This window comes from Mycobacterium sp. RTGN6 (assembly GCF_033804605.1).
In the GTDB taxonomy this organism is placed as follows: Bacteria; Actinomycetota; Actinomycetes; order Mycobacteriales; family Mycobacteriaceae; genus Mycobacterium.
Genome location: NZ_JAPZKZ010000016.1, coordinates 1 through 19,927, shown reverse-complemented (window position 1 = coordinate 19,927; position 19,927 = coordinate 1). Strand labels below are relative to the sequence as shown.

The window sequence follows — 19,927 nt, the reverse complement described above, 5'->3', positions numbered from 1 at the left end:
AACCCGCTTGGTCATCGCCCCCGAGGAGTACGACGCATGGCAGACCCAATCGCCGACGCAGAGGTCAGTGACCAGGACTTCGGCGACATCCTCGACGCCACCCGAGAGTTCGTCCGGTCGGTGGTGATGCCCCGGGAACTCGAGATCATGAACGACAACCTGGTCCCCGACGACATCCGGGACCAGGCCAAGAAGATGGGCCTGTTCGGCTACGCGATCCCCCAGGAGTGGGGTGGGCTCGGGCTGAACCTGGTTCAAGACGTCGAGTTGGCCATGGAGTTCGGCTACACGACGCTGGCGCTGCGGTCGATGTTCGGCACCAACAACGGCATCGCAGGACAAGTGCTGGTCGGCTTCGGCACCGACGAGCAGAAGGCGCGGTGGCTCGAGGGCATCGCCTCCGGGGACGTCGTCGCCTCGTTCGCCCTGACCGAACCCGGCGCCGGGTCCAATCCGGCGGGCTTGCGCACCAAGGCCGTTCGCGATACCGGAGGGCAGGAGCGCAGCGACCGGGGAATCGATGAAGCCGACTGGCTGATCACCGGTCAGAAGCGATTCATCACGAACGCGCCGACGGCGGACCTCTTCGTCGCGTTCGCGCGCACCAGGCCCGCGGACTCCGACGGCCCCGGCATCGCGGTGTTCCTGGTCCCCGCCGATACCACGGGCGTCGAGGTCGGCGCGAAGGACGCGAAGATGGGTCAGGAGGGGGCGTGGACCGCGGACGTCAACTTCGACGACGTCCGCGTCGGCGCGGACGCGCTCGTCGGAGGGGCCGAGGACATCGGGTACCGCGCCGCCATGACGTCACTTGCGCGGGGCCGCATCCACATCGCCGCACTGTCCGTCGGCGCCGCGCAGCGCGCCCTCGACGAATCGGTGGCCTACGCCGCCACCGCGACCCAGGGTGGCACTCCGATAGGGAACTTCCAACTGGTGCAGGCCATGATCGCCGACATGCAAACGGGAGTGATGGCGGGCCGGGCGCTGGTCCGCGACGCCGCCCGGATGTGGGTTTCGGGCGGCGACCGCCGCATCGCACCGTCGGCCGCCAAGCTCTTCTGCACCGAAATGGTCGGCACGGTAGCCGATCTCGCGGTCCAGGTCCACGGCGGCAGCGGCTACATGCGCGACGTGGCCGTCGAGCGTATCTACCGCGACGTGCGACTGCTGCGGCTCTATGAGGGCACCAGCGAGATTCAGCGCCTCATCATCGGCGGCGGGTTGGTCAAGGCCGCCCAGCGGTCGTCCTAGCCGGCGCGCGGACGCCGATCCGTCAGGCGATGTAACGGATGATCGACTCCGCGACGGCAGCCGGTTTGTCGGACCCCTCGATATCCACCGTCACCGTCATCGTCGACTGAACCGCCCCCGCGAGCTGGGTGACGGAAGTGAGCTCCGCCCGCGCGCGCAGCCTCGCGCCCACCTTGACCGGAGTGATGAAGCGAACCTTGTTGTACCCGTAGTTGATGGCCATCGTGATGTTGCGCACGGTGTACAGCTCATGAGAGAAGTGCGGAAGCAGTGACAGCGTCAGCAAACCGTGCGCAATGGTCCCGCCGAACGGTCCACTGGCCGCCTTCTCCGGGTCGACGTGGATCCACTGGTGGTCGTCGGTGGCATCCGCGAAGGTGTTCACGCGATCCTGGCTGATCTCCATCCACTCGGTCGGCCCGAGTTGGCTGCCCTCTGCCGCAGCAAGCTCACCCAGATCCTCGAATACCTTCACCGCTTCTCCTCTCGACGAAATCTTGGCGCATTACGCCACCCGTACTACTTGTAGCCCCTTGGCGCCTCGAAACACAACGACCTTTACCAAACGGCTCATACGAGTTCGCCGGAGTTCGATTTCTCCGCGCAATGTGCAGCCAGACCATAGGTAATTGACAAACACGTCAGGTTGCCGAGGAATTTGCCAGCCTCTTGCGGGGTACAACGCCGGTCTAAAGAAGTTCGATTAGCACGGCTTATTGGTCTGTCAAGCACCGGTTGCGCGCCGATACTAATCGGGTGGAAAACGGCAGCGCTGAGGCAAAATACCTGCCACACGCTGCGGTGACGGCGCGGACGCAAAGCTATTAACGAATGGGCCAATAATGCATCCTCTATACCCTCTATACCCCGAATTCGAATCCCGGTTCGAATTCGAACTCGCGGCGAATCTGAGTTGGTGGGACGAGGAATCGCAATGCACCGTCGTGATATCCAGCCCCACTGCCGACCCCGAACTGTGGGCTGAATATCTACGGGGTGCGCAAGCCAGCTACCGTCGACACGGTGTCGAGCGCGCGCTCGACACCAATGCGATTCGCGGCGGCTCGGACACCGTGATGTTCTGGGCGACACTCGACGAATCCGGCCGTGTCATCGGCGGGCTGAGGGCGAAGGGGCCACTGACGTCGGCCGACGACTCTCATGCCGTCGTCGAGTGGAGTGGCCAGCCCGGCCTACCGGCAGTCCGGAAGATGATCACCGATCGACTGCCGTTCGGGGTTCTCGAGATGAAGTCCGCATGGGTCACCGACGACCGCGAACGCGCACAACCTGTCACGCGCGTGCTGGCTCGCACCTGGTCCCACGCGATGGCGTTGATGGACGTGCAGTTCTGCATGGCGACCTCGGCGCCCCACGCGCTCGACCGCTGGCGCTCCTCCGGGGGCATCGTCGCACCGATACCGGCGGCACCGTATCCCGACGCGCGCTACCGGACGAAGATGATGTGGTGGGACAAGCGGACCTTTGCCAATCACGCCGAACCAGAACAGGTGTCGAGGATTCTGATCGAGACGCATGCCTTGTCGAGGTCGGCGATGGCCCGGTGACCCACGGCGACCCGCCGACGCCACATCGGATCCTCGACGCCGACGACCGCAACGACGCGCAGCTACTCGACGACCTCGGCAGCAACGACGCGATCGAGTTCACGGACTCTTGGGCGGGCCCTCGCCGCGCTTCGCCCCGACCCGGCCTTCGAGCCGCTCGCCGAAAGTCCGCGCTGGATCTACTATCTCTGGCGCCCCGACTGGCCATCGCCCCAGAACCAAGCGTGACGAGTAGGCGCCGCACGCCCACGATTAACCGAACCGCCAGTTAAAATCCGTAAGTGTCCGAGGAGAACTCGCCGCTCAGCCTAGAGCGCTTGGTGACGACAGTCGCCGGCCGGCTGATGCCCGCCACCGCGGCGACCTCGGTGGCGCTCAGCCAGGGCGTGCTGGCGCTCTTGGTCGAGTACTTCGACGTCGACGTGAGCTTCCTGCGCTACAACGATCACTCCATCCGGGCATCCATCCTGGTCGCGGAGTGGCCCGTCCGGACCGACGTGCCCGACCCCGATCCACTTCAGGTCGTGTACTTCGAGAACGCCGATCCCGTGTTCGCCGCAGCCGAACACGGGAAGCGGCCGGTGGTCTTCCGGCCCGAGAACGATGACTACCAGAAACGCATCGAAGAGGGGCGCAAGATCCCCCAAACGTCAATGGCGGCATGCCCGTTGGTGTCGGGCGACGTCACCACCGGCGTGCTCGGATTCGTCAAGTTCGGCGACAGGATCTGGCGGGAGGACGAACTCAACGCCCTTCAGGCCATCGGAACCTTGTTCGCTCAGGTCCAGGCCCGCGTCCAGGCCGAGGAACAACTGCGCAATCTCGCCGAGCACGACGACCTGACCGGGCTGTACAACCGGCGGGCCCTGATCGCCCACCTGGATACCCGGCTGGAGCCGGGACACCCCGGTCCCGTGTCGGCGCTCTACTTCGATCTGGACCGGCTCAAGACGATCAACGACTACCTCGGTCACAACGCCGGAGACTGGTTCCTCCAGATACTGGCCGAACGACTGCAGAAGGAGTCCGACCCGACCAGCCTCATCGCACGGCTTGGCGGCGACGAGTTCGTCGTCGTACCGGCCACTCCCCTGGCGGCCCAAGAGGCCGACAAACTAGGCCGCGAGCTCCTCGCGGTGCTGGGCGAACGGGTCTCGCTGGACGGAGAGGTACTGACGCGCACCGTGAGTGTCGGGGTGGCCCAGGGCATGCCCGGCCGAGACACCACATCGGATCTTCTGCGTCGCGCCGACCTGGCCCTCTTGACCGCCAAGGGGCGGGGGGGCAACCAGCTCGCGTCGTACTCCGACGAGATGTCACTGGAGGCCGAATACCGCACCGACATCGAACTGCACCTGGGCAACGTCATCGACCAGGGTGCACTGTTCCTGCGGTATCTGCCCGAGATCGACATGCGCACAGGTGAGGTGCTCGCCGCGGAGGCGCTGGTGCGCTGGAATCATCCGACGCGTGGGCCGATATCACCCGCGTCGTTCATCCCCGTCGCCGAATCCATCAATCTCGCAGGGGAATTGGGCCGATGGGTGATGCGCACGGCGTGCGAGGAGTTCGCTCACTGGCGTGCGCTGGGCGTCGGGCTCGGAACGGTACTGCGCATCAACGTGTCGCCCGTGCAGCTGGTCACCGCTGGGTTCGCGGACTCGGTCGCCGCGATCATGAGCGAATTCGAACTGGAGCAGGGTTCGATCTGCCTGGAGATCACCGAAAGCGTCGTCGTGCAGGACATCGAGACCACCAGCGTCACGCTCGCGGGGCTCAAGAAGGCGGGCGTGCAGATCGCGATCGATGACTTCGGGACCGGCTACAGCGTGTTGTCCCACTTGAAGGACTTGCCGGTCGACGTGCTGAAGATCGACCGCAGTTTCGTCACGGAACTCGGCTCGAACCGAGACGATCTCGCCATCGTGCGCGCGATCATCGCGCTTGCGGAAGCGTTCGGATTGCAGGTGGTCGCGGAAGGCGTGGAAACCGAAGCCGCGGCAATCACCTTGCTACGCCACGGTTGCCACCGGGCTCAGGGCTTTCTGCTGTCCCCTCCGCTCAGCGGAGCGGAGTTGGGGGCGCTGCTCGCCAAGGGGCGGGTGTCAGCGCAGTTTTCCGCAACTCCAAGAGCCTGACGGCAAGGAGCGCGCGTCGCGCATGGCCTCCCTGAGCTGCCGGCCGGAGGCGGTGCAGGTGGGCCGAACGGGCGACTCCGCACGCTCGGTGTTCAGTAGCTCGATTCGCAGGAATCTGCTGGCCAACTGCCCGACGAGACAGACCTGCAGTTCGGCTGAGCCGGACGGCGCACGCACTGCGTCGGAATCCGCGATGAACGGGTCGCTGGAGGAGATCGCCACACCGCAGCGCACCCCGACTGCCAGCGGGCCGTCCGAGGTGGAGAGCATGACTCCGACGATTCGTCCGTCGTCGAAGACGATCCGGTCGAGGAGGCTGTCCTCGTGCAGGGCAATGCCGCGTTCGTGGACCCGGCCGACCATCCAATCGGAGAGCGCGTTGCCACCTGTCAGCTCGGCGGGGTTGATCGCTCCGATGGCCTGAACCTCCAACGACTGGCCGTCGCTTGCGCGCATCTGCGTGGTTCGCCATCCCGAGACGGTCGAGTAGAGCATGCCGTATGGCGACGCCAGGCACTGAGCGTTCCAGGCGCGCAGCCTTGATCCGACGAAGGGCTCGATGGCGCCCGAATTGGCCATCGGACTCACCGTTCGAATGGTGAGGCGAGCATCCTCGGGGCGCTCACTCGGCGCGAGGTCCTCGCCCACCGCGGTGAAGTACTCGCGGGTCTCGACGTCCAGATCCGGCCGTCCCCAGCTACGAAGAAATCCGCCGACCCGCGGTTGCACGGCAAGCCCCGTTGCCGACCCTCCGCGGTCCACGGGCGGGGTTGCGACGAGGACCTTGCCGCCGCCGTCCGCGGTCGCGATGGCACTGGCCATCGCGCCGATCCCAGCACCGATACACGCAACGTCGACTTCGATATCCCACATATGCGTTAACTACCTCGCAATTGCGAATCGATACTGGGGCCAGCAATCGGGTGGCTCACCGATTGTCCTGTGGGTATTTCCGCTGACCCTGCGATGCAGCCTTGGCCGCGCACTTCGAGCGCCAGTTCGGCACGCGCGACACGCGGTTGTGAGCTTTGCCACTGACCGCGAAAATCGAGTTGCCACGGTCCGCGCAGGGATTCGAGGGGGTTTGCCAGTGCGGACCATGGCAACGGGCCGAAGATACCAGCTCGCGCCCGTTCGGGATGGCGGAGAATCGCCCCCGACGTGCTGCTCTGGGCGCAGGAGAACCCCTGCCGGGGCATCCCATGCATCAGACCATGAGTCATCACACCGAGTACTTTACATACCAATGGAATGTTCTGCATCCCTAGAGATGACTTAAAGTCTGTAGCAAAATTGGGTACGAGTGGGACCAGAAACGAAGGCGGACGGAAGGAGGTCGTGGCCAGTGACGGACGTCGTGGACAAGAAGTCCGGTTCGACGCGGCAAGACATCATCCGCGCCGCGGCCCGCGAATTCGCCCTCAAGCCCTACACCCTGGTCAACGTCGACGACATCCTCGCGCACGCGGACGTGACCAAGGGCGCGATGTACACGCACTTCCGCTCCAAGAACGCACTCGCCAGAGCGATCGTGGAGCATCGCATCGCGGTGGCCGAGGCTTTGGTCGAAGATCTGCAGACGCCCTCGTCGTCGGCGTTGGAGACCTTGATCGACGTCTCCTACCTAGTGGCCACCGGCGACATCAGTGATGACATGGCGCGAGCGAGCCTCAATCTGCTCGAATCGGTCGGTCGCTTCGACGGTTTTCAGGCGAAGATCATCGACCACTGGGTCACAGGATTCGCCAACATCGCCCGCCGGGCCATCGAAGAAGGTGACGTTGTACACACCAGCGATCCCGTGGCCGTCGGTCGGTTGATCGTCTCGATGTACCTCGGCCTGCGCCAGACCAGCGACCTCGACGAGCCAAAGACACTGTTCGGCGATCTAGAAGCCGCGTGGCTGCTCCTGCTCCCGGGGTTCGCCGACCCGCAGCGACTGGACTATCTCCGCGCGTTCATCCGGCGCCGCTCCGCACTCGCGATCAGGAATACCGCGCCATTGGTCAACGGCAATCTATGATTCTCGAAAATCAGAATCGCCATCGGACGGGATTGACTGAGGTATTCGAGGATGGTGCGCCAAGCCCGATCGGAAGCCACTAGGCAGAAGATCATCGACTCAGCCGTGGATCTGATCAACGAGATCGGATACCCCGCCGCTGGGTTGGCCGACATCATCGAGCGCGCGGAGATGACGAAGGGTGCGCTTTACTACCACTTCGACTCCAAGGAAGCGCTCGCCTCGGCCATCATGGACGACGGCGGGGCCAGGGTGTTGGCGGCGTTTCAGGCCGCGGGCAGAACGGGATCGCCGGCGTTGGAGAACATCATCCACGGCGTGTTCATGGTCACCGACACCATCCACCGGGACAAGCTCGCGCAGGCGTCATCGCGCTTGATGCGTACGTTCGGCGGCTTCAACGCCGCGGCCAAGGGCGCGTACGGTGGCTTTCTCGCGGAGATGACCAGCCGAGTCAAGGCCGCAGTGGGCGAAGGCGATGTACGCGCCGACGTCGACTCCGACGTCATCGGTCGCGCCATCTTCGGCGCCATGCTCGGCGCCGAACTACTGTCCGACGCGTTGGACAGTAGTGCGGACACGGGCAAGCAGGTCGTCGGCACCTGGGAAGTGCTGCTGTTGGCGATCGTGCAGGCCGACTCGCTGAACTACTACCTGGAGTTCCTCTCCCGCCAGGCGTCGCGCGCCTCGACGTCGCGTCATGAGGATCCCTAGAGTTCGTCGATCCAGAGCCGCTCGGTCACGTCCTGGAACGTGGCGAGCGCGACGGGGTCGTCGTCCCGGACCAGCGCAGAGCTGCTCATCTTGGCGCGGACCAGCGACCCGTCGCCATGCCACAGGTCGACGACGACGTTCGCTTTGACTCGCACGACGGACACCGCCGACTCGCCATTTGGCGCAGCGTCGTGAAATAGATCCGCGAAGGTCAACGGCATCACCTCATCGACGGTGCGGCCGACCATGGTGGCAAACGCGCTATTGGCGAAGAGGATGGCGCCGTCGTCGGCAACAGCCAGCACCGGCACGGGAAAGCGCTCCAGCACGACCAACGCCGGCATCGCCTCCAGTATCTCCTTCGAGGTTTGCCGGGAGTTGCCGTGCCTTCGCCTTTCCACGCCTTCGAGTATCGCCGCTGTACACGAAACACCACGCACTTATGCGCGTCACAGTCCGGTCGCTAGGTTTGACGGATGGACTTGGCATGGTCGGACGAGGACATTCGGTTTCGCGAGGAAGTGCGTGCATTCCTTCGGGAACGGCTGACGCCGGAGCTCCAGCAGGCGGGTCGGCTGATGACGAGCGTGTACAGCGATCACGACGCGAGCATGCGGTGGCAACTGATTCTTCACGAGCGGGGCTGGGCGGCGCCGGCCTGGCCGGTGGAGTACGGCGGCTGCGGGTGGAGCCTGACGCAGCACTACGTCTTCAGCCGTGAGTCGACGCTTGCGGGAGGTCCGGCGTTGTCGCCCATGGGCATTCGCATGGTCGCGCACGCGATCATCGCGTACGGCACCGACGCGCAGAAGGAGTACTTCCTCCCCCGCATCCTCACCGGCGACGTCTTCTTCTGCCAGGGCTATTCCGAGCCCGAGGCCGGTTCGGACCTCGCTGCGCTGTCGATGGCGGCGGTCGACGACGGCGACGATCTGGTGTGCACGGGCAGCAAGATCTGGACGACCCATGCCCGCGAGGCGAACTGGATGTTCGCCCTCGTCCGAACGTCACGCACGGCCAAGAAACAGCAGGGCATCACGTTCGTGCTGATCGACATGACGTCGCCCGGCATCCAAATCCGACCGCTCGTGATGACCTCGGGCGAGGAGATCCAGAACCAGGTCTTCTTCGACGAGGTGCGCGTGCCGAAGAGCAACGTCATCGGTGAGCTCGACGACGGCTGGACCGTCGCCAAGTATCTGTTGGAGTTCGAGCGCGGCGGCGGCGCAGGAGCACCGGCGCTGCAGGTGGTGGCCGAGGAGGTCGCCGCCGCCGCGGCGAGCCAACCAGGACCCGACGGAGGACCGCTCATCGACCACCCCGCGTTCTCTCGCAAGCTCGCCGACGCGCGGATACGCACGGACGTGCTCGAACTACTCGAGTACCGGGTACTGGCCACGCTCGCTGGCGGAGGTCACCCCGGCTCGGCGTCATCGATGCTGAAGATCCTGGCCACCGAACTCAGCCAGACGCTCACGGAGCTGGCGATGGAGGCGGCCGGGCCACGTGGGCGTGCCTACCAGCCACACGCCACCCATCCAGGCGGACCCGTTGCGGGGTACGAGCCACCACCCGACGGCTACGTCAGCGGTGAGCCGTGGCAGGCGGTGGCGCCGTTGCGGTACTTCAACGACCGAGCCGGATCGATCTACGCCGGTAGCAACGAGATTCAGCGCAACATCCTGGCCAAAGCAGAACTGGGACTCTGATGGACTTCAGCCTCTCCGACGAACAAGCCCAACTGCGCGACGGGCTCGGCAGATTTCTGGCGACCCGCTACGACCTCGACAAGAGCAGAACCGCCGTCAAGACGGGACCGGGCTGGCAGCCCGAGATCTGGAAGGCGTTCGCCGAGGAACTCGGGATCCTCGGCGCCGCACTGCCAGAAGACGTCGGCGGCATCGGCGGCGGGCCCGTCGAGGTCATGGTGATCGCCGAAGCGTTGGGGTACGCACTTGTCGTGGAGCCCTACGTGGACACCGCGGTGGTGGGGGCAGGCCTGCTGCGCCGCGCCGGCGGCGCGGTGGCCCTCGAGTTGCTCGAGCGCATCGGCGCGGGCACCGCGATCGTGACGCTGGCGGCCGCTGAGGCGGCCTCCGGCGATCGCTGGGAGGACGTGACCACCACCGCTCGCCGCGACGGAACCGACTGGGTGCTCACGGGTTCCAAGATCATGGCGGTCGGCGCTCCCTTGGCGACGCACCTCCTGGTGACGGCCACAGCACCCGGCGGCATGTCGCTCTTCCTGGTCGACCGCGCTGCCCTCGGGTCCGGTCTCGACCTGCACGGGTACCGCACGGTCGACGATCGTTGCGCGGCCGACCTGGTGCTGAGCGAGTTGCGGCTGCCGTCGGATGCGCTGCTCGGCGAGGAGGGGCAGGCGTGGCCCTCGGTCGAGACGGCTCGCGACGAAGGCGCCGCCGCCGTGTGTGCGGAAGCCGTCGGCTGCATGCGGAAGGTGCTCGCCGACACCGTCGAATACTGCAAGCAGCGCAAGCAATTCGGGCAGCCGATCGGCAGCTTTCAAGCGCTGTCGCACCGCATGGTCGACATGCACATGGAGGTCGAGCAGTCGATCGCCGCCAGCTATCTCGCCGTGCTCAATCTGCAGGCCGAACCGAGGACGCGAGCCCGTGCGGTGTCGGCGGCGAAGGCCACCGTCGGACGGGCCGCGCGCTTCGTCGGGCAGAACGCCGTCCAACTGCACGGCGGCATGGGCATGACCGAGGAATTGGCGATCGGGCATTACTTCAAGCGGCTCACCGCGATTCAGTTCGAATTCGGGTCCACCGACTATCACGTCACCCGGTACGCGAGGCTGACCCGAGGGTGAGCCTGCGCGGTTGGGTGCTATTCGCCGCCATGAGCGTCATCTGGGGCATTCCGTACCTCTTGATCAAGGTTGCGGTCGAGGGCGTGTCGGTGCCCGTCCTGGTGTTCGCCCGAACGGCCATCGGTGTGGCAGTGCTGTTGCCCCTGGCGCTTTCCCGTCCCGCGTGGGCACAGGTGCTCAAGCACTGGAGGCCCGCGCTGGTGTTCGCGTTCTTCGAGATGATCGCCGCCTGGCTGTTGTTGTCGGACGCCGAGCGTCATCTCACCAGCTCGTTGACCGGACTGCTCATCGCCGCCGCCCCCATCATCGCGGTGGTGCTGGACCGGTTCACCGGCGGAGAACGCCAGTTGGGCGTCAAGCGGATCGCCGGACTCGGCATCGGGCTTGCGGGTGTCGCGGCGCTGGCCGGGCCGGCCCTGAGCAGTGGTTCCGCGTGGCCCGTCACCGAAGTGCTTTTGGTCGCGACGTGCTACGCGATCGCACCGCTGGTGGCGGACCGCTACCTCGCCGACGTACCCACCTTGCAACTGACCGCGGCCTGTCTCGGCGTCGCCGCCCTGGTGTATGCCGCGCCGGCGGCGGCGACGTGGCCCGACGAAATCCCTTCCACACGAGTGTTGTTGGCGGTCGCCGGGTTGGCAGTGGTCTGCACGGCGCTGGCCTTCCTGGTGTTCTTCGCATTGATTCGCGAGGTCGGAGCGGCCAGGGCGCTGGTGTTCACCTACGTCAACCCGGCCGTCGCGCTGATCGCCGGAGTGCTGGTGTTGAGCGAGCCGGTGACCAGGTGGCACCTCGCCGGGTTGGCCTTGATCCTGACCGGATCGGTGCTGGCCACCCGTCGGTCCGACGCGACGCCCACGGCGACGGCAGTGCCGTAAACCGACATTGGTAGACAACTGTCCGATTCAGCGGTGTCCATTGGGCAGTCTGTCGCAACAAGCCGGGCCGCCGTTGTGCATAGGCCCGATGAATTCGCAGTTCCAGCCGTATTTCGTCCGGCCGTTGCGATGAGCCGATGGGTCGGATAGCCTGGACACATGTCCAGTCCAGTGGTCGGGCACGTCACCCGCTTGCGGGATCCCCACGCCCAGCGCAGGCTCACCTGCCGACGCGTCTTCGGTGCGGCCGCCGCCATGCTCGACGAATCCGCGCAGGCCGACGTCTCGGTGGGCAGCCTCGCCCAGCGCGCCAGGATCGCGCCCGCCGCGTTGAGCGCGCACTTCCCGTCCCTCGACGCGGTGTTCGCCGAGCTCTACCTCAACCGGGTGACCGAGCTGCCGCTGGTGATCGATCCGATGGCGAGCATTCAAACGCGCCTGAGCGACCAACTGCGTGCGGTCATCCTCGTCGTCGCCGACGAGCCGCGACTGGCCGTCGCGTGTACCCGCGCGCTCATGCGCAACGATGACGCCGCGGTCGCCGAGGCGCGTGCCCGCATCGCCGCCGAAGTGCGCAGGCGCATCGCCGCCGCAATGGGCGCCGGTGCGTGGCCCGAGGTGCTCGAGACCCTCGAGATGCTGTTCTGGGGGGCCCTGCTTCAGGTCGAGTCGCGGGTGGTCACGTACCGCGAGCTGGCCAACCGGCTGGACACCATGCTCGCGCTGATCCTGCCCGACGCCGAGAACTAGGTCCGCACTACGCCGAAACTGCGCACAGATCGCGATCTGACGCGAAAACTCGATCTCTGAGCAGTCTCGGCGAAAGCCCGCATAGCCCGCCGCCGCGAGCTCAGGCCTTGGCCAGCTGCTTCTGCGCGTAGAGCTTCGCCCACTCCTTGCGCGGGCGGATCGTCACGTCGACGTCAGTTGCCTTGGCGCGCAACGCACCAACCGTCGCCTGCTCCTTCGGCGTGCGCGCGAACGGATCCCAGCCGAAGAACCGGCAAGAGTTCTCCCACGTGATCTTGTTGATGTCCGAGTCGTCGGCACCCGCGGCGTTGAGCTCGGCGAGCACCTGCTCGGCGGCATCCGGCCAGAAGCAGTCGGAGTGCGGGTAGTCGCACTCCCACGCGATGATGTCGATGCCGATCTCGTGGCGCAGCTTCAGCGACGTCTTGTCGGTGACGTAGCAGGCCAGTGAGTGCTCGCGGAACACGTCGCTTGGCAGCTTGTCACCGAAGTCGCGGCGCAGCCACTTCTGGTTCGTGTAGTGCCGGTCGCTGCGGTCCAAATAGAAAGGGATCCAACCGATTCCACCCTCGGAGAAGGCGAACTTCAGGTCGGGGTAGTTGCGCATGGCCGGGCCCCAGAGCAGATCCTGCGCGCACATCGCCGAGATCTGGGTGGCCAGGATGATGAGGTTGTCGATCGGCGCATTGGGCGCCATGCTGATCGCCCCGAAGCCGGTGCCGATGTGCAGGCACATCACCACCTGCTCCTCCGAGAGCGTCCGGAACACCGGACCCCAGTAGTCCTCGTCGTGGTAGCTCGGAAGCCCTTCCAGATGAGGCAGTTCCGGCATCGTGACCGCCCGGCAGCCCTTGGCGGCCACTCGGCGGATCTCGGCGCACATGGCCTCGGGGTTCCACGTCGGCAGCACTGCGATCGGGATGAAGCGGTCCGGGTAGCTGCCCGCCCACTCGTCGAGGTGCCAGTCGTTGTACGCCGACACCATGATCAGGGTCTCGGGCAGCTGGTGCTGGTTCAGGTGGCGGGCAGAGAACCCGGTGAACGTCGGGAAGCACATCGACGCCAGGATGCCGTTGCGGCTCATGTCCCGGACACGCTCATGCACGTCGTAGACGCCCGGCCTCATCTCGGCGAAGCCTGCGGGGTCACGGCCCCACTCCTCGGCGGGCCAGGACACGACGGCGTTGAGTCCGCTAACGCCCTGCGGCCTGCCCTTGTACATCCACTGGTCGACGCCGCGTTCGTCGGTGACGACGATCGGCGCGTCGTCCTTGTACTTGGCGGGCACGTGGTTCTTGAACATGTCGGGCGGCTCGACGACGTGGTCGTCGATGCTCACCAGGATCAGGTCGTCGGTCTGCATATCCAACTAGTACCCTCGGTTGTCGTGACCGTCTCTGCGCTTTCGGACAGAGGTTTATCCGAATCGGCCAACCTGGATTCTGCCGCCCGCCCGGTGATCGAGCTGCGCCGTGGTGGCCGCGCGCTCGCCGGCAGTTACCTCTACGAGGGCGACGGGCTCATCACCGGCTGGCACTCGCACGAGGTGCACCAGATCGAGTACGCCCTGCACGGTCTGGTGGAAGTGGAGACCGACTCGGCGCACTACCTGCTTCCGCCGCAGCAGGCGGCGTGGATACCGGTCGGCCTGGAGCACCAGGCGGTGATGAACCCCGACGTCAAGACGGTGGCGGTGATGTTCGACCCCACGCTCATCCCGGACGCAGGCGACCGCGCGCGGATCATCGAGGTGTCTCCACTGATCCGCGAGATGATGATCTACGCGCTGCGCTGGCCCATCGACCGGGCGCGGGGCGACGACACCTCCGACGGCTTCTTCCGCACGTTGGCCGACCTGGTGTCCGAGGCGCTCGATCACGAGGCCCCACTGAGCCTCCCGACGTCGGCGAATCCGATCGTGTCGGCCGCGATGGCCTACACGAAGGAGCATCTCGACGGGGTGACCGCCGACGACGTCAGCCGCGCTGTCTCCGTCTCGGAGCGCACACTGCGGCGCCTGTTCCAGGACACGCTCGGGCTGTCGTGGCGCACGTATCTGTTGCACGCCAGGATGCTGCGGGCGATGGCACTGCTCGCCTCGCCGACGCAGTCGGTTCAGGAGACGTCGACGGCCGTCGGGTTCGACAGTCTCAGCTCGTTCAGCCGGGCATTCACCCAGTTCTGCGGCGAGACGCCGAGCACCTACCGCAAAAGGGTTGCCGGCGAACGGGTTTGACGACTACCGGTCGCCAGGCTGGCTGAACAGTCCTTCATGCAGCAATGCGCTGACGGCGGCATGCCATCGCGGGAGCTGAGCGGGCGTGGTCAGCGGCGCGGGCAGATGCCGGTCGATGTGCAGGCGCAGGCTGATGGTGCCCAGCGCCAGCACTAGGGAGTTGATGGCGGCCCATGTCAGATCGACATCCGGGCGAAGCTCACCGCGTTCCGCGCGTTGGTGCCACCGGGCAATGCCGAAACTCATCAGGGTGTCGAAGATCGTCGTGCCCAGTGGGCTTCCGTCGACGAGGGCACGGCCAAGGTAGCCCCCGATGTCGGGCTGGTCGACGATCATCGCCGTGATTCGGCTGCCGACCTCGGCGACCGAATCCGCGCGCTCCGGAATCGGCTTCGACATGGTCGTGGTCACGACTCCCAGGACATGGTCGTCAACGGCCTTGATCAGTTCGGCCTTCGTGACGAAGTGGTGCTGCACCAGCCCCAGGGACACTCCCGCCGCCGCAGCAACGGCCCGCAGCGAGGTCTCGGAGGTGCCGTGGGCCGCGAAGCTCGTCAACGCCGCGTTGCGAATCCGCTCGATGGGTGAGAGCGGTTCGTCATCGAGTCCATCGGGCTCCGACACCGCGGTCATCCGGCGCGTGCATCGGTGATCGTCACCACTTCAGAGTAGACAATACGCGTGTATCGTTTCTACGATACGTGCGTATTGTCGCTCATCGCGCTACGGAGGGAGCCACGTCTATGCACGACCCATCGACCTTCGCGTGCACGCGCGATCCCGACCGGTGGACGACCACCGCCGACGATGGCGCCAAGGCGCTCTGCCGCGCCTGTCCCCGCCGCTGGCTGTGCGCTCAAGAGGCCTGCAGGACGCCCGGCGCGGCGGGCGTGTGGGCCGGCGTCCTCATCCCCGACGCGGGCCGCGCCCGTCAGTTCGCGCTCAAGCAGTTGCGCTCGCTGGCCGAACACAACGGCTTTCCCGTCCAGAAGACGGCAGGGTAGAACGCCAAACCGTTGCCCACGCGGGCGACCTATCGCGGGTGACAAGTCGATATCCTTCCGCCGAGATGACTGCCGCTCCGATCGACCGCATCCACGACCTCGTGTCGGTGGCGGCCGACGCAGTGCCGGACCGGCTCGCCATCATCGCGCCCGATGGGACGCCGACGACCTTCGCCGAGTTCGACCGCCAGGTCCGCGCCATCGCCGGGTGGGTGACCGCCCGGACGCGCCGCGGCGACCGCGTGGCCGTCATCGCCGACAACGGGGCCGACTACGCACGGCTCTACTACGGCGTCCCGCGGAGTGGCCGAATACTCGTACTGATCAACCAAAGGCTCAGTGCCGACGAGCAGCTCGCTCAATTGGCGTCCACCGAGCCGGCGATCCTCGTCGGTGACGCGCGCTACCTCGCCGCCCTCCCGCGCGTCCCGTCGACGGCGCACGTCGTCTCGTTCGACGACCCTCAATGGGCACGTGCGCAACATGATTGCGCCGACGCCGTCGAGCCGGTCGATCCCGACGACCCGGCCTGGTTGCTGTTCACCAGCGGCTCGACGGGCGCGCCGAAGCCCGTGCTGCACACCCACCGCTCGATCACTACCGCCGTACGCGGCACCGTCGCGGGCCGTTCCGTGCGCTCCGGTGGGGTCTATCTGCTGCCGTTCCCGATGTGCCACGTCGCCGGATACAACATGTTGGTGCACCACGCCGCACGTTCGACGGTGCTGCCCGTGCCCGCCTTTCGTCCGGATCAGTTCGCGGCAGCCGTCAACGCCCACGGCGTGACGTCCTGCTCGCTCGCTCCGACGATGCTGCACGGCCTGTTGGCCTACCTGGAGGAGTCGGGTACCGAACTGCCGACGCTGCGCGAAATCGCCTACGGCTCAGCCGCAATCCCCGCCGACCTATTGCGCCGCGCACTCGACCGCCTCGACGTCGACTTCCACCAGGGCTACGGCATGACCGAAACCGGTGGGAACGTCACCTTTCTTGGCCCCGCGGAGCACCGCGCCGGTGCCCATGGAGACACCTCCGTGCTCGCCACCGCGGGCCGCCCCCATGCCGAGGTCGAAGTCCGGATCGCCGACGGTTCGTGCGAAATCCTGCTGCGGGGAGCACAAGTCGCTCCTGGACTCGTTCCCGGCGACGGCTGGTTCCGCACCGGCGACGTCGGGCGCATCGACGACGACGGCCGGCTCGTCGTCGTGGACCGACTCAAGGACGTCATCATCACAGGCGGCGAGAACGTGTCGTCGCGCGAAGTGGAGGACGTGCTGTCGACCCACCCAGACGTCGATGCGGTCGCCGTGGTGGGAGTTCCCGACGGCTACTGGGGCGAGGCGATCTGCGCAGTCGTCGTGCGGCGACCTGGCCGACGACCGTCGGCCGACGACCTCGTCGCACACGTCCGCGCGCACCTCGCGGCCTTCAAGCGACCGCGCCACGTGTTGTTCGTCGACGCCTTGCCGACGACGAGCAACGGCAAGGTCGCCAAGGCGCAGGTGCGGCACTTCGCCAAGGCCGAGGTGGCGCGCGGCATCGAAAGGTCCCCCGACCGCTAGCGCCCGTGCGACAGTCGGCCGATGGCGGAACGCGTCGCGGTGCTCGGCGCAGGCCCCGGCGGTCTGGTCGCGGCGCGGTGGCTGTTGGCTCAGGGCTTCGAACCGACGATCTTCGAGCAGGCCGCCGTGCTGGGCGGACAGTGGACGGGACTCGCCGGCCGCAGCGGTGTGTGGCCGACCATGCACACCAACACCAGTCGAGTGTTGACGGCCTTCAGCGATCTCGAGCACGACTGCGACCTGGTATTTCCGTCGAACCGCGACGTGCTCGCCTATCTGAATCGCTACGCGGAGATGTTCGGACTGGTGTCACGGCTGCGGACCGGCACGCGGGTCGAGCGGCTCGACCGGGACGGATCCGGATGGCTCGTCACCCATTCCGGCGGCGCCGAGCACGTCGACCGGGTCGTGGTGGCCACCGGCCGGTTCCACACCCCGGCGCGACCGAACGTCCCTGGTCTCGACGCGTTCGCGGGCTCGGCGGGCGTGACCACCACGTACGACTACCGCGGGCCCGCGCCGTACAGCGGCAAGCGGCTTCTCGTGGCTGGCGGTGCGATCAGCGCGCTGGAGATCGCCGCCGAACTGGCGACACTTGGCGCAGCCCGCGTCGTGCTGACGCAACGCCGACAGCGCTACGTCCTGCCCAAGTTCGCTGCGGGCGTTCCGTCGGACCATCGGATCTTCACCCGCTACGGGGTGTTGTCGAGCGAGCGGCTCCCGGGCCCGGAGCTCGACCGCCAACTCAAGGAGATCGTCGTCGAGGCGGGCGGGAACCCAGAACAGTACGGCGCGCCGACGCCGGATCCGTCCATCTTCGCCGCGGGCGTCACGCTCAGTCAGAACTACCTGCCGCTCGTCGCGGAGGGCCGAATCTCGGTGCGGCCGTGGATCGAATCGGTCGACGGATCAACCGTCACCTTCGCCGACGGGCGGGCCGAGCAGTTCGACGGCATCGTGCTTGGCACCGGATTCGAACTGTCGCTGCCGTTCTTCAGCGGGGACGTCCGCGCGATCCTCGGACTCGACGCCGCACACTTCGACGCCGACCGCCACACCTTTCATCCCGACCTTCCCGGGCTGGCGTTCGTCGGGATGTGGGATCAGTCGGGTGGCTACTTCGTCCCGCTGGAATTGCAGGCCAGGTGGATCGCATACGCGTGGGGCGGCGTAGCCCGGGCGACGACGGCAGCCGAACAGCAGACGGCGATCGAGGACTGTCGCTCCCGACGCGGTACGCCGCAGAAGACGCGGATGAACCTGGCCGCGCTGGCGTTCGCGCGCGCGGCCGGCGTCGAGCCCGACCTGAACAACTGGCCGCAACTTCGACGCGCCTTGCTGTTTGGACCACTGGCACCGAGTTGTTTCCGGCTCGAAGGCCCCGACGCGCTGTCTGAGGCTGCCGACCGCTTCGCGCGCGAGGCGGCCGCGTTCGGTGCGATCACGAGCAACGAGATGACGGAGCGGGAACGGCGCTACTGGTCGCTGATCGACGCATCCGCTCGTCAGCCCTAGTTGGCATCACGCTGCGTCGATCTCTTCGCAGGCGCAAAATGCAAGCTCAGACTCCGTCAGGTGGCTGAAGAGTCGCCTACCCTTCGGGCAGTTCGGAATTCCCACGCCGCAGCCCAACGTTGTGCTGGAGACCGCGAAGGAAAGTGAGAACCGTCCGTGCCCAGTTCCTCGGATCCGCTCCACCTCGCCGTCGCACTCGACGGGACCGGATGGCACCCGGCTTCCTGGCGCGAGGCCGACGCCCGCCCCTCCGAACTGCTGACGCCTCGCTACTGGACCGACCTGGTGGGGGTAGCCGAACGCGGTCAATTGGTGTTCGCCACCATCGAAGACGGCCTGGCGCTGCAGTCCGACCATCCCCTTCGCGCCGACGACCGCGTCGACCGCGTCCGTGGGCGACTCGACGCCGTCCTGATCGCGTCGCGGGTCGCACCCACTACCAAACGCATCGGGCTGATCCCGACGGCGATCGCCACCCACACCGAGCCCTTCCACCTGTCCAAGGCCATCGCGACGCTCGACTACGTGAGTTCGGGCCGCGCAGGCGTCCGAATCCAGGTGTCCGCCAGTCGGGACGCCGCCCGCCTCCTCGGTCGCCGTGACGTTCCGGATCTGTCCGAGGCATTCGTCGACGAGCTCTTCACCGAGGCCGCCGAGTACGTCGAAGTGCTCCGCAGGCTGTGGGACAGTTGGGAGGACGACGCCGAGATCCGCGACGTGGCGTCGGGCAAGTTCGTCGATCGAAACAAGCTGCACTACATCGACTTCCACGGTACGAAGTTCTCCGTGAAGGGGCCGTCGATCACGCCGAGGCCGCCGCAGGGTCAGCCGCTCGTCGCCGCCCTCGCCCACGGTGAAGCCGGCTACCGACTCGTCGGCGACAGTGCCGACATCGGGTTCGTCACCCCGCATGACGCATCCGAGACCGCGGCCATCGTCGACGCGATCTCCGTACACCGATCCGCCGACGCCGACCCCGTCCGGGTGTTCGCCGACCTGGTGGTGTTCCTCGACGACAGTCAGGAGGCGGCCGCCGCGCGACGGGCGCGCCTCGACGAGCTGGCGGGCGCCGAATATGCCAGCGACGCCGAGGTATTCGTGGGGACACCCGCGCAGCTGGCGGACCTCCTACAACAGTGGCACGCCGCGGGGGCCGCGGGGTTCCGGCTGCGCCCAGCGGCCCTGCCGCACGACCTGCTTCAGATCACCGACGGGCTCGTCCCCGAACTGCGCAGGCGAGGCGCGCTGGCCGACGCCGACCACGCCACCACCTTGCGGGCCGCACTGCAGCTCCCGCGCCCCGCCAACCGCTACGCGACCACCTGAGGGGACCTAGGAACGCGCATGAGTTGCCCTGTGTCAAGCCGCTCCCGGTTGGGGTCTGTCGAGCAGTGCTTGGAGGGCGCGATGCTGGGTGGGGTCGTAGGTGGTGTGGTCTTGCCAGCAGTGCCA

At 66.7% G+C, this 19,927-nt stretch carries 19 protein-coding genes; 14 read left to right on the top strand and 5 right to left on the bottom strand.

What is annotated here, in order from left to right; all coding sequences use genetic code 11:
- Positions 1–36 precede the first annotated feature (36 nt).
- Positions 37–1,254, top strand: a complete 1,218-nt coding sequence (locus SLQ33_RS30870; protein WP_319457741.1) for an acyl-CoA dehydrogenase family protein — start codon at positions 37–39, stop codon at positions 1,252–1,254.
- Positions 1,255–1,276: 22 nt separating this feature from the next.
- Here SLQ33_RS30870 and SLQ33_RS30865 read toward each other — a convergent pair whose 3' ends face one another.
- A complete protein-coding gene (locus tag SLQ33_RS30865; protein WP_319457740.1) occupies positions 1,277–1,729 on the bottom strand; it encodes a MaoC family dehydratase in 453 nt (150 codons plus the stop codon).
- A gap of 367 nt (positions 1,730–2,096) precedes the next feature.
- On the opposite strand from SLQ33_RS30865, the gene SLQ33_RS30860 reads away from it, so the two are divergent.
- Together SLQ33_RS30860 and SLQ33_RS30855 are read left to right on the top strand one after the other, a co-directional pair.
- Positions 2,097–2,822 carry a hypothetical protein gene (locus SLQ33_RS30860; protein ID WP_319457739.1) on the top strand — a complete coding sequence of 242 codons (726 nt, stop codon included), beginning with the start codon at positions 2,097–2,099 and terminating at the stop codon, positions 2,820–2,822.
- Between the two features lie 344 nt (positions 2,823–3,166).
- On the top strand, positions 3,167–4,960 hold the full coding sequence (locus tag SLQ33_RS30855) for an EAL domain-containing protein (protein ID WP_413467763.1): 1,794 nt from the start codon (positions 3,167–3,169) through the stop codon (positions 4,958–4,960).
- On the opposite strand, the gene SLQ33_RS30850 is transcribed toward SLQ33_RS30855, so the two are convergent.
- On the bottom strand, positions 4,928–5,833 hold the full coding sequence (locus SLQ33_RS30850; protein WP_319457737.1) for a hypothetical protein: 906 nt from the start codon (positions 5,831–5,833) through the stop codon (positions 4,928–4,930). The two genes, SLQ33_RS30855 and SLQ33_RS30850, sit on opposite strands and share 33 nt — an antisense overlap.
- A 472-nt stretch (positions 5,834–6,305) precedes the next feature.
- Between SLQ33_RS30850 and SLQ33_RS30845 the strand changes: the two genes are divergently transcribed.
- Entirely contained in the window at positions 6,306–6,983 is a 678-nt protein-coding gene (locus tag SLQ33_RS30845; RefSeq protein WP_319457736.1) for a TetR/AcrR family transcriptional regulator, read from the top strand.
- 51 nt (positions 6,984–7,034) lie between these two features.
- A complete protein-coding gene (locus SLQ33_RS30840) occupies positions 7,035–7,697 on the top strand; it encodes a TetR/AcrR family transcriptional regulator (protein WP_319457735.1) in 663 nt (220 codons plus the stop codon).
- Here SLQ33_RS30840 and SLQ33_RS30835 read toward each other — a convergent pair.
- On the bottom strand, positions 7,694–8,098 hold the full coding sequence (locus SLQ33_RS30835; protein WP_319457734.1) for a PAS domain-containing protein: 405 nt from the start codon (positions 8,096–8,098) through the stop codon (positions 7,694–7,696). The genes SLQ33_RS30840 and SLQ33_RS30835 overlap by 4 nt on opposite strands.
- 75 nt (positions 8,099–8,173) lie before the next feature.
- Here SLQ33_RS30835 and SLQ33_RS30830 point away from each other — a divergent pair, with 75 nt between their 5' ends.
- The 4 genes from SLQ33_RS30830 to SLQ33_RS30815 all read left to right on the top strand — a co-directional run bounded on the left by SLQ33_RS30830 (position 8,174) and on the right by SLQ33_RS30815 (position 12,158).
- Positions 8,174–9,406 carry an acyl-CoA dehydrogenase family protein gene (locus SLQ33_RS30830; RefSeq protein WP_319457733.1) on the top strand — a complete coding sequence of 411 codons (1,233 nt, stop codon included), beginning with the start codon at positions 8,174–8,176 and terminating at the stop codon, positions 9,404–9,406.
- Positions 9,406–10,530 carry an acyl-CoA dehydrogenase family protein gene (locus tag SLQ33_RS30825; protein ID WP_319457732.1) on the top strand — a complete coding sequence of 375 codons (1,125 nt, stop codon included), beginning with the start codon at positions 9,406–9,408 and terminating at the stop codon, positions 10,528–10,530. The genes SLQ33_RS30830 and SLQ33_RS30825 overlap by 1 nt, the downstream gene beginning before the upstream one ends.
- A complete protein-coding gene (locus SLQ33_RS30820; RefSeq protein ID WP_319457731.1) occupies positions 10,527–11,408 on the top strand; it encodes a DMT family transporter in 882 nt (293 codons plus the stop codon). Before SLQ33_RS30825 ends, SLQ33_RS30820 begins: the two co-directional genes overlap by 4 nt.
- A 159-nt stretch (positions 11,409–11,567) precedes the next feature.
- Entirely contained in the window at positions 11,568–12,158 is a 591-nt protein-coding gene (locus tag SLQ33_RS30815) for a TetR family transcriptional regulator (protein WP_319457730.1), read from the top strand.
- Positions 12,159–12,258: 100 nt separating this feature from the next.
- Here the strand turns inward: SLQ33_RS30815 and SLQ33_RS30810 are convergent, their stop codons facing one another.
- Positions 12,259–13,521 carry an amidohydrolase family protein gene (locus SLQ33_RS30810; RefSeq protein ID WP_319457729.1) on the bottom strand — a complete coding sequence of 421 codons (1,263 nt, stop codon included), beginning with the start codon at positions 13,519–13,521 and terminating at the stop codon, positions 12,259–12,261.
- A gap of 24 nt (positions 13,522–13,545) precedes the next feature.
- Between SLQ33_RS30810 and SLQ33_RS30805 the strand changes: the two genes are divergently transcribed.
- Positions 13,546–14,394 (top strand): helix-turn-helix transcriptional regulator, encoded by an 849-nt coding sequence (locus tag SLQ33_RS30805; protein WP_319457728.1) that lies wholly within the window; start codon positions 13,546–13,548, stop codon positions 14,392–14,394.
- Between the two features lie 3 nt (positions 14,395–14,397).
- Here the strand turns inward: SLQ33_RS30805 and SLQ33_RS30800 are convergent, their stop codons facing one another.
- On the bottom strand, positions 14,398–15,027 hold the full coding sequence (locus SLQ33_RS30800; RefSeq protein ID WP_319457727.1) for a helix-turn-helix domain-containing protein: 630 nt from the start codon (positions 15,025–15,027) through the stop codon (positions 14,398–14,400).
- A gap of 74 nt (positions 15,028–15,101) precedes the next feature.
- Between SLQ33_RS30800 and SLQ33_RS30795 the strand changes: the two genes are divergently transcribed.
- From SLQ33_RS30795 to SLQ33_RS30780, 4 genes are all read left to right on the top strand, one after another.
- Positions 15,102–15,398: a WhiB family transcriptional regulator gene (locus SLQ33_RS30795; protein ID WP_413467764.1), complete on the top strand. Its 297-nt coding sequence runs from the start codon at positions 15,102–15,104 to the stop codon at positions 15,396–15,398.
- A 65-nt stretch (positions 15,399–15,463) separates the two neighbouring features.
- Positions 15,464–16,960: an AMP-binding protein gene (locus tag SLQ33_RS30790; RefSeq protein ID WP_319457725.1), complete on the top strand. Its 1,497-nt coding sequence runs from the start codon at positions 15,464–15,466 to the stop codon at positions 16,958–16,960.
- Between the two features lie 21 nt (positions 16,961–16,981).
- Positions 16,982–18,475, top strand: coding sequence for a flavin-containing monooxygenase (locus SLQ33_RS30785; RefSeq protein WP_319457724.1), 1,494 nt, complete (start codon positions 16,982–16,984; stop codon positions 18,473–18,475).
- Between the two features lie 156 nt (positions 18,476–18,631).
- Complete coding sequence (locus tag SLQ33_RS30780; RefSeq protein ID WP_319457723.1) at positions 18,632–19,801, top strand: LLM class flavin-dependent oxidoreductase; 1,170 nt, start codon at positions 18,632–18,634, stop codon at positions 19,799–19,801.
- Positions 19,802–19,927: the final 126 nt, after the last annotated feature.